Annotated in this window: 12 protein-coding genes; 2 read left to right on the forward strand and 10 right to left on the reverse strand. The window is 66.3% G+C overall.

Going from position 1 to position 12,929, the window contains the following annotated elements:
- Positions 1-34: 34 nt before the first annotated feature.
- From CXY83_RS11925 to CXY83_RS11960, 8 genes are all read right to left on the reverse strand, one after another.
- Positions 35-799, reverse strand: a complete 765-nt coding sequence (locus CXY83_RS11925) for a GntR family transcriptional regulator (protein ID WP_104197562.1) — start codon at positions 797-799, stop codon at positions 35-37.
- An 86-nt stretch (positions 800-885) separates the two neighbouring features.
- Positions 886-2,028: a cysteine desulfurase family protein gene (locus CXY83_RS11930; protein WP_104197563.1), complete on the reverse strand. Its 1,143-nt coding sequence runs from the start codon at positions 2,026-2,028 to the stop codon at positions 886-888.
- A gap of 4 nt (positions 2,029-2,032) precedes the next feature.
- On the reverse strand, positions 2,033-2,911 hold the full coding sequence (gene nadC, locus CXY83_RS11935; RefSeq protein WP_104197564.1) for a carboxylating nicotinate-nucleotide diphosphorylase: 879 nt from the start codon (positions 2,909-2,911) through the stop codon (positions 2,033-2,035).
- A complete protein-coding gene (nadB, locus tag CXY83_RS11940) occupies positions 2,905-4,524 on the reverse strand; it encodes an L-aspartate oxidase (protein ID WP_104197565.1) in 1,620 nt (539 codons plus the stop codon). The genes nadC and nadB overlap by 7 nt, the downstream gene beginning before the upstream one ends.
- A 1-nt stretch (position 4,525) precedes the next feature.
- The gene (nadA, locus tag CXY83_RS11945; RefSeq protein WP_104197566.1) at positions 4,526-5,836 is read right to left on the reverse strand and encodes a quinolinate synthase NadA; all 1,311 of its coding nucleotides are present in this window, start codon (positions 5,834-5,836) and stop codon (positions 4,526-4,528) included.
- Between the two features lie 47 nt (positions 5,837-5,883).
- Positions 5,884-6,603 carry an NUDIX domain-containing protein gene (locus tag CXY83_RS11950; protein ID WP_233200860.1) on the reverse strand — a complete coding sequence of 240 codons (720 nt, stop codon included), beginning with the start codon at positions 6,601-6,603 and terminating at the stop codon, positions 5,884-5,886.
- An 87-nt stretch (positions 6,604-6,690) separates the two neighbouring features.
- Entirely contained in the window at positions 6,691-7,461 is a 771-nt protein-coding gene (locus tag CXY83_RS11955; protein WP_104197567.1) for a polyprenol monophosphomannose synthase, read from the reverse strand.
- 4 nt (positions 7,462-7,465) lie between these two features.
- Positions 7,466-9,010: a glycosyltransferase family 39 protein gene (locus CXY83_RS11960; RefSeq protein ID WP_134571855.1), complete on the reverse strand. Its 1,545-nt coding sequence runs from the start codon at positions 9,008-9,010 to the stop codon at positions 7,466-7,468.
- Positions 9,011-9,139: 129 nt separating this feature from the next.
- Between CXY83_RS11960 and CXY83_RS11965 the strand changes: the two genes are divergently transcribed.
- Positions 9,140-9,985: a carbon-nitrogen hydrolase family protein gene (locus CXY83_RS11965; protein ID WP_104197569.1), complete on the forward strand. Its 846-nt coding sequence runs from the start codon at positions 9,140-9,142 to the stop codon at positions 9,983-9,985.
- 4 nt (positions 9,986-9,989) lie between these two features.
- Here the strand turns inward: CXY83_RS11965 and CXY83_RS11970 are convergent, their stop codons facing one another.
- Together CXY83_RS11970 and CXY83_RS11975 are read right to left on the reverse strand one after the other, a co-directional pair.
- Positions 9,990-10,382, reverse strand: a complete 393-nt coding sequence (locus CXY83_RS11970) for an ATP-dependent DNA ligase (RefSeq protein WP_233200862.1) — start codon at positions 10,380-10,382, stop codon at positions 9,990-9,992.
- 154 nt (positions 10,383-10,536) lie between these two features.
- Positions 10,537-11,631, reverse strand: a complete 1,095-nt coding sequence (locus CXY83_RS11975) for an alpha/beta fold hydrolase (protein ID WP_104197570.1) — start codon at positions 11,629-11,631, stop codon at positions 10,537-10,539.
- A gap of 195 nt (positions 11,632-11,826) precedes the next feature.
- Between CXY83_RS11975 and CXY83_RS11980 the strand changes: the two genes are divergently transcribed.
- Positions 11,827-12,900: an alkene reductase gene (locus tag CXY83_RS11980; RefSeq protein ID WP_104197761.1), complete on the forward strand. Its 1,074-nt coding sequence runs from the start codon at positions 11,827-11,829 to the stop codon at positions 12,898-12,900.
- Positions 12,901-12,929 lie beyond the last annotated feature (29 nt).

Consider the following 12,929-nt stretch of genomic DNA (forward strand, 5'->3'; position numbering starts at 1 on the left):
CCTGTGGGGGTTCAGGCGGCCAGACGTCGTTGCGCTACTTCTCGACCAGCGTCACCTCGAAGGAGTATAAGTCGGGGCGGTAGCAGTGTTGGCCGAACTCGACAGCGCGACCTGAGTTGTCGAATGCTGTGCGGTCCATCGTAAGCAGGGCCGAGTTCTTCTCGATCTCCAGCAACACGGACTCCTCGTTGGTGGACTTGCGGGCACCGATGTGCTGGCGGGCTACCCGCATCGTGACACCTCGTGAACGCAACACCTGGTACAGGCCGTGCGCGACGAGATCACCCGGTTCGATGCCGATGAACTCCTCGGGGAGCCAGTTTTCCATCACGGCGACGGGCACGTCGTCAGCCAGCCGCACGCGGCGCAGGTGCAACGTTTGACTACCCTCGTCGATTCCGAGGCGCTCGGCTGTTTTCGCATCCGCTGCCTGCGATTCGAGGGTCAGCAGGTGGGTCGATGGCACCTTGTGCGTGCTGGTGAGGTCGTCGTAGAGGCTGGTCAACTCGACCTTGCGCGTCACTTGGCCGTGCACGACCTGGGTGCCGATGCCGCGACGGCGCACCAGCAGGCCCTTGTCAACGATTTCCTGGATGGCACGGCGCACGGTTGGGCGGCTGAGGCCCAGCCGCTGGCCGAGGGCGACCTCGTTCTCGAGGCGTGAACCGGCGGGCAGCTCACCGCTGAGGATGGCCTTTTCGATGCGCTGGGAAACTTGAAAGTACAGCGGAATCGGCCCGGACCGTTCCAGATCCATGAACATTCCCATGGGGAGGGTGTTTTCTTCCTGCGCGCTCATGTGGCCCCTTCACTGACATGCCAAGAGCTTTGGTTAGTTGTCCTGACAATATCAGGTCATGCTGTGGGCTACCGGGGAAAAATTTGCTACCCACGCAGCCGGGCCACCGCGGCGACAGCAGCCCGAACGGATGCCGCGGCCGCGGCCGCGTCCGCCGCTGTCGTACCAGCGCCCAGCGTGAACCGCACCGCCGTCTGAGCCACGTCGGCCGACAAGCCCATCGCCGTGAGCACGTGCGACGGTTCGCTGCTTCCGGCCGCGCAGGCGGACCCACTCGAACACACGATGCCACGTTGTTCAAGCTCAAGTAGCACCGCCTCGCCGCTCGTGCCCGGAAACACGAACGACGCTGTGCCCGGCAGGCGTTCGGTGCGGTGTCCGGTGAGGCGGGCCGATGGGGTCTCGCCCAGCACGGTGGCGATAAATTCATCGCGCAGAGCGCCGGTTCTACTGGCGGCCAGAGCGCGTTCGGCGACGGCCAGGCGTAGCGCCACGGCCAGAGCCACCGCCCCGGCGACGTTCTCGGTACCGCTGCGTTTGCCTCGTTCCTGCCCGCCACCGTGCACCAACGGTTCGATCGCCAGACGCCCGCGCAGAAAGACGGCACCGATGCCGGGGGGAGCGCCGAGTTTGTGGCCGGACAGGCTCAGCGCATCCACGCCGAGCCTCGTCACATCGAGGTCGAGCCAGCCGCCGGCCTGTACCGCATCGGTGTGGAACGAAACTCCAGCGGCGTGAGCTACAGCGGCCAGCTCGGCCAGGGGCTGCACCGTGCCGACCTCATTGTTGGCATAGTGCACGGAGACCAGGGTCGTGTCGGGCCGAAGCGCACGGGCCAGGCCGGCGGGGTCGACGCGGCCGGCGGCATCCACCGGCAGCAGTGTGATCTCGAAACCGTGCAGGCGGTGCAGGTAGTCGCAGGATTCCAGTACGGCTTCGTGCTCGATCGCGGTGGTGACCACGTGGCGGCCGCGCGGGGTGCCCAGCGCTATGCCTTTGATTGCGAGGTTGTCGCTCTCGGTGCCGCCGCTCGTGAACACAACCTCGCCGGGACGACACCCGAGCGACTGCGCCACGCTGCGCCGTGCCTCCAGCAGTGCGGCCGCCGCAGCTTCGCCGACCTGATGGTGGCTCGACGGGTTGCCGAAACTGCCGGTCAGATGCGGCCACAGGGCCTCGAGTGCTTCGCGGCGCACCGGGGTCGTCGCGGCGTTGTCCAGGTAGATCATGGGTCTAAAGCGCGAACCCGGCCGGCGTGTTCACTCGAATGGCGATATCGAGGCCGAGGTCGAGAGAGTGCACGCTGTGTGTGAGCGCTCCCACCGAGATGACATCGACACCGGATGCCGCGATCTCGCGTACCGTCGCCAGCGACACACCGCCGCTCGCCTCGACGATCGCGCGCCCGGCGACCTGAGCGACGCCCGCGAGCAGGTCGTCGGGGCTGAAATTGTCGAGCATGATCGTGTCGATGCCGGCGGCGATTACATCTTCGATCTGGTCGAGGCGGTCGACCTCCACCTCGAAGTGGGTGGTGTGCGAGAGGCGGGCGCGCACGGCCAGCAGCGCCTCGGTCAGGCTGAGTGGCCCGGCCGCGAGCACAGCGAGGTGGTTGTCCTTGGCCATGACGGTGTCGGAGAGGCTGAACCGGTGGTTGTGGCCGCCGCCATCGCGAACGGCCTGCCGCTCCAGGGCGCGCAGCCCGGGGGTGGTCTTACGGGTGTCCACGATGCGGGCCTGGGTGCCAGCCGTCTCGGCCACGTACCGGGCGGTCAAGGTGGCGATTCCGCTCATCCGCTGCACGAAGTTCAGGCCGATGCGCTCCGCCTGCAGGATGCCGCGGGCCGGGCCGGTCACCTCGGCGAGCGTTGCACCCGCGGCGAACGAGTCGCCGTCGGCGACGAACTGGCGTACGTCGATGCGGGCGTCGGTCAGGGCGAAGGCGGCGGCGAACACGGCGCCTCCGCTGAATACGCCCGGTTCGCGCGCTTCGAGCCGGGCCGTCGCGACGGCGTCGTCGGGAATGAGCACGGCCGAGGTGAGATCGCCCCACGGGGCGTCCTCGTCGAGGGCGGCCTGCACAACAATGGTGATGGAATGGTCGGTCAGCATGCGATGGCCTCCTGGGCCGCAACGAGTGGGAGTGGTTGGTCGTGTCGTGTCTGCGAGACTGAGCGGGCCAGTTCGGGCCGGGGCTCGGGAAAGTCCGAGCGGTAGTGCGCGCCGCGGGACTCTTTGCGGGCCAGGGCGGCGGCCACGAGCAGCCGGCCGAGACCGAGCAGGTTGCGGTCTTCGAGGGCGGCGACCGAGGTGCTGGTGTGTTCCGGTGCGGTCCACTCGGCGAGGAGGGCGGCGGCGGTAGCCAGGCCGCCACCCGAACGGTGCACCCCGGCGAGGTCCCAGAGGAGCTGTTGGAGCGCGGGGCGATCAACCAGCGTGTTGGCGTCAGCCGACGGTAACTTTATGGCGGTCTCGTCGGGCAGGCCATGGATCGAGCTGGCCGAGAATTCAACCGGCGGATGGGGGCGATTTGCGGTGCGGGTCGCGCCGGCCGGCCACGGCTGGCCGAGCGCCCGCACTGCGCGGTCGGCGAAAACCGCCGCTTCGAGCAAAGAATTGGAGGCGAGCCGGTTGGCGCCGTGCGCTCCGGTGCGAGCGACCTCGCCGACGGCGAAGAGCCCGGGCAGGCTGGTGCGGGCCCAGGTATCCGTTGCGACGCCGCCCATCCAGTAGTGCGCGGCCGGCGCCACCGGGATGGCCTCGATCGCCCAGTCGAGACCTGCCGCCCGGCACGCTGACGTGATGGTGGGGAACCGGGTTTCGAGCAGCTCGCGTCCGAGCGCGGTCGCGTCGAGCCGTACCGGGGCGCCGCCCTGGCGTTCCATCTGGCGGGCGATGGCGCGGGCGACGACATCGCGTGGCGCGAGTTCGGCGTCGGGGTGTTCGGCGAGCATGAAGCGATCGGCGAGGAGATTGCGCAGAACGGCGCCTTCACCCCGCACCGCCTCGGACACGAGCGGGGTGCCGGGTACAGCCAGGGCGGTCGGGTGAAACTGGTAGAACTCCAGATCGGCAACGTCTGCGCCGGCACGGTACGCCGCCGCTACTCCATCACCGGTCGCGACCGAGGGATTGGTGGTGTGGGTGTAGAGGGCGCCGGCACCGCCGGTGGCGAGGATCACGGCGTCGGCTTCGACGCTTCGCTGCACGTTGTCCGGGCCGAGAACGCGGGCGCCGCCCACGATACCGCCGTCGACCACCAGGTCGACGAGCATCGTATGTTCGCGCACGTCGATCGAGGCCCGGCGTCGCACGGTCGCCACGAGGGCAGCCTCGACGGCGGCCCCGGTCGCGTCGCCGCCGGCGTGCACGACCCGCGAGCGTGAATGTGCCGCTTCCAATCCGCGGGCCACGCCCGACTCGTCCCGGTCGAAGTCCACGCCGAAGCGGATGAGGTCGCGCACCCGGGCCGGGCCTTCTTCGCAGAGCACCCGTACCGCGGCCGGCTCGCACAGTCCGGCGCCGGCGCGCAGGGTGTCGAGCACGTGCGCGTCGACCGAGTCGTCCCGAAATAGGGCAGCGGCAATGCCACCCTGCGCGTAGCGGGTATTGCTCTCTGGCAGTACCGACTTGGTGACGAGGACCACATGGTGTCCGGCATCCGCCGCGCGCACGGCGGCCAGCAAGCCGCCGAGGCCGCTGCCGATGACGAGGATCGACGCCATGTCAGGCGCCGACCAGAACCGGTGGCCGGGCTGCGAGCATCCGCTCGAGGGCAAGTCGGGCGTGACCGGCAACATCGGCCGAGACCGTGATCTGGTTGAGAACCTTACCTGGCGCTTCGCCACCGCCGACGAGTGCCTCGAGCACCCAGGCCAGGTAGCCGGCGTGGATGCGGTACATGGTCGAGCAGGGGCAGATCACCGGGTCGAGGCAGAAGATCTCATGCTCGGGATGCTCGGCGGCGAGACGGTTCACGAGGTTGATCTCGGTTCCGATCGCAAAGGTCGTGCCGGCCGGAGCGGCGGCGATCGTCTTGGCGATGAAGTCGGTGGATCCGGCCGAGTCGGCGGCGTCAACGACCTCCATCGGGCATTCCGGGTGCACCAAGACCCGCACGCCCGGGTGTTCAGCGCGGGCGGCCTGGATCTGCGGCACGGTGAAGCGGCGGTGCACGCTGCAGAAGCCGTGCCAGAGCACGACCCGGGCGTCATCGAGTTGGGCAGCCGTATTGCCGCCGAGGGGCTTGGTCGGGTTCCACATCGGCATCTGCGCCAGCGGAACGCCCATGGCTTTGGCGGTGTTGCGGCCGAGGTGCTGGTCGGGAAAGAACAGAACCCGCTGGCCACGTTCGAACGCCCACTCGAGCACGGCCTGGGCGTTCGAGGAGGTGCAGACGATGCCGCCGTGCTCGCCGCAAAAGCCTTTGAGCGCCGCGGAGGAGTTCATGTAGGTGACGGGGATCACCGGAACCCGGCCGGAAGCATCCGGAGCCGTGCCGTAGAGTTCCTCGAGCTGCTCCCAGCACTCGGTGACGGAGTCGATGTCGGCCATGTCGGCCATGGAACAGCCGGCGGCGAGGTTGGGCAGAATCACGGCCTGGTCGCCGCCGGAGAGCAGATCGGCGGTTTCTGCCATGAAGTGCACGCCGCAGAACACGATCGCGGCTGCGTCGGGACGGCTCTGCGTGGCCTGGGCCAGCTGAAAGGAATCGCCGACGAAATCCGCGTGGCGCAGCACCTCATCGCGCTGATAGAAGTGACCGAGGATGACCACCGAATCGCCGAGCACGTTTTTGGCTTCGACGATACGTGCGCCGAGTTCCTCCGGTGAGGCGGTGCGGTAGCGCTCCGGCAGCGCGCCCTGACGGGGCGACCCGGCCGGTATCACGTCGCCCATCGACGAACCGGGTCCGTAGCCGGGCGTGCCGGCGTCGAACTCCCACGGAGGGGTCGCCAGGTCGGTGCTGCACGTGCTGCCGGCGACTTTGCCGGTGCTGATGAGACGAATGGTGGTCTCGACCGAGGGAATAGTCATGGCCGTGCTCCTTGAAAGTGGTGGGGTGGAAAGTGCGACACAGTGGTTCAGACAGTCGGTCCGGGTGGGTCGTGCGCCGCGGCCTGATCGTCATAGCGGTAGAGCCGTGCTGGTCGATGCCGCGCCCCGGCCACATATTGGTCGGTGCTGATCAGGCTGCCGCTCGCCTCGATCGACCGGCGAAAATTTGCCGGGTCGAGTGCTTTCTGCAGCACGGCCTCGTGTACCCCGCGCAGTTGGGCGAGGGTGAACGTGTCGCCGAGGAACGCGTGGGCGATGCGGGCATATTCCACCTTGGTACGTAGCCGCCAGAGCGCGTATTCCACGATGCGGTTGTGGTCGAAGGCGAGTGGAGGAAGTCTGTCCGCCGCGAACCAGCGCACGTTCTCTCCAACGGATGCCCGCTCCGCGACTTCGGAACGCACGAGCGCCCAGTAGACGACAGATACCACGCGCAGCCCGGGGGAGCGGTCTATATCACCGAAGGTGTACAACTGCTCGAGGTACCGCGGCGAGAGATCGGTTGTCTCACGCAGGGTGCGGGCAGCGGCCGCGGCGAGTTCCTCGTCGGCCGGCAGCCAGCCGCCGGGCAGCGCCCAGAGGCCGAGATGTGGCTCGCGGGTGCGGCGCACGAGGGGCAGCCACAAAGTCTTGCGTCCCGACGTGTCGTCCCGGCGCAGGGTGAAGATCACCGTTGAGACGGCCAGGGTTGCTCGGGCGCTTCCATGCTCGAGCGGGCTCTGCTCGGTCAGATGATGCTCCAGCACGGGGATCCAGTCGTAAAGGTCGAAGTGACTCTAACTGCTGAGATCATCATATAGTCAAATCGACTCAAACACCGAAATACGTCAAATTCAGGCTTGACGTGCGGCCGCAGCGGCCTCGCGTGCGCCTGTTCGGCTGATACCCATACCCATCACGCCCCACAGTGTTACGCGGGCCATCGCCTCCACGGCGATGCGTGGACTCATCTTCGACGCTCCTCGTACCCGCTCGACGAATGTGATCGGTACCTCGACCACGCGCAGGTCGGCCCGCACGGCGTGCAGAAGCATTTCGATCTGAAAGCAATAGCCGAGGCTGTCCACGCTGGAAAGGTCCATCCGTTCGAGGGCCTGGGCCGAGTAAACCCGGTAGCCACCGGTAGCGTCTCGTTGCGGCAGTCGCAACAGCAAGCGGGAATAGAATGATCCTCCACGGGAGAGCGCACGCCGGTGCCAGGGCCAATTTTCGATGGCTCCGCCGGGCACCCAGCGTGACCCCATCACGACGTCGGCCGTGTCGGCCGCCGCCAGCAGACTCGTGAGCTGCTCTGGCAGGTGGGAGCCGTCGGCATCGATCTGCACCAGTTGGGTATAACCGCGGGAAAGGCCCCAGCCGAAGCCGTCGAGATACGCTGCACCGAGCCCGGTCTTTTCGGTGCGATGCAGCACGTGAACGTTCGGATCCCGGGCCGCCAGGCCGTCGGCGAGTGCGCCCGTGCCATCGGGGGACGAATCATCGACGACCAGGATGTGCACGTCGGGCACACTGAAACGCAGCCGATCCACGATCGAGGCAATATTTTCTGCCTCGTTGTAGGTCGGTACAAGTACCAGGGTGGTAGGTACAGAGTTGGTAGGCACGACGTTACCTCGTCATTTCAATGATGCGGGTGCGGTTTACCAGTGTCGACTGGGCGACGTGGAATCCTTGAACGGTGAGCGTGCGGACATCCGTTTCTCTTCGCGAATCTCCACTTCCCGAGTATTGCAGGAGCCAGACGCGGTCGAGGGCTGTCACGGCCGGCAGCGCGTCGGTCAGCGGTTCCACCTCGTCCCACAGCCAGGTCGTGGCGTCGTAGGGGCGGGTGAGGGTCACATCATGCAGGCCGGCGAAGGCCTCGGGGTAGAGATGCATAGCCAGCCGCGGGACCCGTGACGGGCGCACGCTTTGGTCGAAGACAACGCCATCACCGGGCGTCGCTTCGGTGGCGATGATGTCGGCGGCCTGGCGCCAGTCGCTTCCCTCGTTCTTGCCGAAGTCACCGCGTTGCGCGGCGTAAGCAGGCACGATCACGGCCACCAGCGCCAGCACGCTCGCTGCCCGCAACCAGTTGTTGGCGAGCGCTGCAACGCCGACGGCAATGACGATGCCCACCGCCGGGGCACAGAGCGACAGGTAGCGCAACGAATACATCGGTACCAGTTGGGTGCCGATGAGCAGAATGGCACTGGGTATCACCATCCACGCCACAAAGACTGCCAGCCCAGCGCGTCCGGGCAATCCGGTGGACCGATGGGTAACGGGACCGCGCAGGAACACCGCGAGCACTGCCACGAGGATGAGCGCCCATGCCACGATCGCCACCGGAATAGTGTCGAACCACTGCATCACCGCTGCCTCTGAGACCGTCACCTGTGGCCGTCGGCCGATGAACGCGATCTGTTCCCGCTGCGCGGAACCCGCCAGAAATATCGGGGCGGCCAGCAGCAGCCCGAGTGCGCTCGCGCTCACCCAGGCGACGACGCTGCGCCACAGGAGATGCGAGCGCGCCAGCACCAGAACCACCACTGCGTGCACCGGCAGCAGCAAAGCCAAAAATAGAAAGACGTAGATGCCGAGCGCGAGCAGCAGGGAATATCCGCCCCACAGCAGGATCTGGTGGCTTCGACGCGCGCCTTCGCTGCGCACCGCGTGCACGAGCAGCACGGTGAGCCAGACCCCGATAGCCGTCGCGATAGCGGTGGATCGCGCTTCGGAGCCCATATAGGTGACCCGGGGAATCAGAGCGAAGACCAGGCCACCGCCGATCGCCACTCGCGACCCCATGAAGAACCGAGCCAGAACAACAGTCCCCGACGCGGCGACACCGATCGCGATCGCACTCGGCAGCCGGGTGGAGAGCTCCGAACTGCCGAAGAGATCGATCCAGCCGTGTAGAAACAGGTAATACACGCCGTGCACGGCATCCACGTTGTCGAGCATGCCGAACAGCGAGGGCAGCGATCGTTCAGCCGACATAATGCTCGCAGCCTCATCGCCCCAATACGACGGCTGCCAGGACCAGGCGAACGAGATCAGACAAGCCACCAGCCCTACGAGACCTGCCGACCAGCCGGGTGAGCGCCGCATCCACAGGGATCGTCCGGGTAGCGGGGATGCCGTGAGGCGCGAAGCGAGAACGGAAGTCACCCTATGAACCTACCCAGCAATTGTTAACGAAAGCCTTCGAAACCCCCCGAGTTGCCTGCCAAGAGCAATCCTTTCACTGGTCGGCCTCGGCAGGGGTGCCGGTATCCAGCCAACAGCTAGGCTTTCGCCATGACTTCAGGCGCCGCAAGTGATCAAGCCAGCATTGCCGAAGCGAGCATAGTCGGCGTGGCAGTCGCCCAATTCGCGCCGGGGCCTGATCGGGCGCACAATCGCGCCGTGCTGCGACAGCTCGCGACCACGGCCGCCGGGCGCGGCGCCCACCTCGTGGTCTTTCCCGAGTACTCCGCCTTCTTTGAGCCGAAACTCGGGCCGTCGTTTGTGGCGGCAGCCGAACCACTCGATGGAGAATTCGTTACGGCGTTGGCCGCGCTCGCCGCAGAGCTGAGCGTTCATATCGTCGCTGGCATGCTCGAAACGACCGCAGACCCGTCCCGGTTTTCCAACACCCTTGTCGCCGTCGATCCAACCGGACGCCTCGTAGCGACCTACCGCAAACTGCACCTCTACGACGCGTTCGGCGATCGCGAATCACAGTGGGTGCTGCCGGGCACAGTGACTGATCCGGAGATCTTTGACGTCGGCGGGCTGCGAGTGGCCCTGCAAACCTGCTACGACGTGCGTTTTCCCGAGGTCACACGTCGGCTCGTCGATGCTGGGGCCACCCTCGTGCTTGTGCCGTCTGAGTGGGTGCGGGGTCCGCTCAAAGAACACCATTGGCGCACCCTGCTCACGGCTCGGGCACTGGAGAATACCGTTTTTCTGGCCGCGGCCGATCACACACCGCCGATCGGCGTCGGCACGAGCCTCATCATCGACCCGATGGGCGTTGCCCTGGTCAGTCTTGGTGAAAGCGCGGATGTCGCCGTCGCGTTCTTGGCACCGGAGCGGGTCGCCGCCATACGGGCGATCAATCCGGCCCTCGCACTGCGTCGCTTCGCCGTCGTTCCGCGCTGAATACTCAGCGTTTGGTGACGCTGGCCTTGGTTGCGCGGGTCTGCGCGGCCACTCGAATGCCGAGGGACGGTTCGATCTTGGCAGCCGCGTCGGTGTCGACGGCGGCGCTTTCTTCGGCGGTGACGATTAATCCTTGCGCGCTGTTGGCCGAACGGGTCAGCTGGGCAACCCAGTTCGGGTTGATGGTCGGTGCGTGGCCGCCGGCAAATTTGAAATACAGCGGAATCGCCGGGTGCAGCCAGGCTGAGCTGCGGCCGTCACCGACCACGGCGGCGTCCCGCCAGGACAGCAGAAAGCTTTCGCCGCGGCGCAGCTTTTGAATGATCACGAGCTGCAGGTGTGCCAGCATTCGGTCTTCGAATTCCACGACGACACGGTCGTACGTGAGGGAACCCACGATCGCCACTTCCACTTCGATTATCGGTTACGCGTTGCCCGGTAGCGCTTTGCACGGCTGCGCCGACCGGGAGCCGGAAACGAATAAAAGCGCGGCCTGCCCAGCTGCGAAGAACTGAGGACATCTTCTACTGTCCTCCATTCGGGGGGTAAATTCAAGGTTTAGAGAAAGTGTTCGGCTGACTCGCGGGTGCCGGGATCGGCCGGGGATCGGCGAATTCGAGCCGGAGCAAGACCTCGAGCGGGCGTTCGATCTGGCCGAAATGCCCGGCTCCTGCGATGGTGCTGATCACGCAGTTCGGTACCGCGGCGCGCAGTCGCTCGTCATCGTCAGCTGTCACGAACACATCGTGGTCACCGTGCACTGAACGCACCGGGCAGCAGATATGCGCCCACCGGGCGGCTGTGTCGTAGGCGCCGGCCCGCACGGCCGCGCGAACGAACCGGGCTGGCCTGACCTCGGTGCCGAGCGCAGCGACGACCGTCGAGGCGACAGCCCCCGGCCGGCTGAACAACGGGGCGACGAGGGCGCGTAGCAGACCAAGGCGCGCGACAGCCCGCACCAGGCCGCGGCCGAGGGGGCCGGCGAGTTGCAGCATCCGCATGGTCAGGAGCAGCGCCGTGAACGCAGGCAGCATCGAAAACCGGCGTAGCGGGTGACGAACGCTGTTCTGGATCGAGAATGTGGTGGCCGAAACCAGTCCAACGGATGTCGTTGCGCGCTTTTCGCTCGCCGCCAGCTGCAGCGCGATGAAGCCACCCATGGAGTGACCGACGACGTTCCAGTGTTCGTAGCCGAGGGAGCGGGCTGCGTCGGCGACCAGCTCGGCCATCGACTCGACACCGGATGGCGTTTCGTCGGAGGCCACGGGAGAGTCGCCCCATCCTGGCAGATCGGGAATGATGAGATCGATCAGGTCGCGGCCTGTCGCATCGGCGGCCTGCAGCAGGGGCGTCCACGTTGTCCACGAGCCGGCGGCGCCGTGCAGCAGAATGGTTGCCGTGTCGCTCGCGGTGCGGCGTCCGTGCCGAACCACGACCGTTCCGCCCCGAAGACGCATGGTACTCGTGGTGAGGCCGAAGTGATGAGCATCGGCGTCGAGGGGAAAGGGACTGTACCCCAACGCTGTGGCCGGTGGGGCTGGCTGTGGCCGAATGGGCACCTGTGGGCCGGACGCGGGAGCATCCGGGGCCCCGAGCGGTGCCACGGGGTGGTTGCGGTTCGCTGGTGGGGACATCAAGGTGCTCATGGGGGTAGTTCGGTGCCGCAGTCAAACCGGATTGCCGATTCGAATGATTCGGGAACCCGAATTTACAGTTGATTGGCAGGCAGGAATATCGCGCCGCTGCGTTCCGTTCTGCTTACGGATGCACAGGACTTCCCTGGAGCCTCCCAGAAGAACATGTCCGGTCTGACTGACCGGATGATTTAGAAAGAAGTGTCCGTGAAACTCTTTTCTCCGCTGAACGTTGGCGACCTCGAACTTCCCAACCGCCTCGTCATGGCGCCGCTGACCCGCGTCCGCTCCGGCCAGTCGGGTGTTCCCGGTGAACTCGTTGCCCGGTACTACGCGCAGCGCGCCACCCTCGGCCTGATCGTGAGTGAAGGTACCTACCCGAGCCATGCGGGCCAGGGTTTCACCGGCCAGCCAGGGCTCGTCGAACCGGAACAGCTTGCCGGCTGGAAAGCGGTCACCGACTCAGTGCACGCTGCTGGAGGCCGTATCGTCGCTCAGGTCATGCACGCCGGCCGGGTCACCCACGAAGCGACCACCGGTGGCTACCCGGTCGTCGCGCCGAGTGCCATCGCCGTCAACGGCCTTACACGCACCTATGACGGCAAGAAGGACTACCCGGTGCCGCACGCTCTGACTATCGACGAGCTGGGCGGCATCCTGGATGAATTCGTGCTGGCCTCGAAGAACGCCATCGCGGCCGGATTCGACGGCGTCGAACTGCACGGCGCCAACGGTTACCTGCTGCATGAGTTCCTGTCGCCGGCCTCCAACGTGCGTGACGATTCCTTTGGCGGCTCGCCCGAAAAGCGCGCCCAGTTCGTCATCGACGTGGTCACCGCAGTCGCTCAGGCGATCGGCGCTGACCGGGTGGGCCTTCGTATCTCACCCGAACACAACATTCAAGACGCGCTCGAAACGGATGCCGCCGACGTCACGGCTACCTACGGTGTTCTCCTCGACGGGATCGCCTCGCTCGACTTGGCGTACCTGAGCGTGCTTCATGCCGACCCGCGCGGTGAATTCGTACAGAATCTGCGGTCCCGTTTCGGCGGTGTCTTCCTGATCAACAGTGGATTTGGCACCATCACCGAGCGCGACGAGGCTCTGGCCATCGTTCACGACGGTGTCGCCGACGCCGTCGTCGTTGGTCGTGCGGCCATCGCCAATCCTGACCTCGTGCGCCGCTGGCGTGACGACCTGCCGGTGAACGAGCCCAACCCGCTCACGTACTATGCCGACGGCGCAGAGGGTTACACCGACTACCCCGCCCTCGCCTCCTAGCCCGTCGCGGAGCCCACCCCACTCGGGTC

Origin of the sequence: Cryobacterium sp. M15, assembly GCF_002929675.1 — a bacterium.
GTDB classification, from domain to species: Bacteria; Actinomycetota; Actinomycetes; order Actinomycetales; family Microbacteriaceae; genus Cryobacterium; species Cryobacterium lyxosi.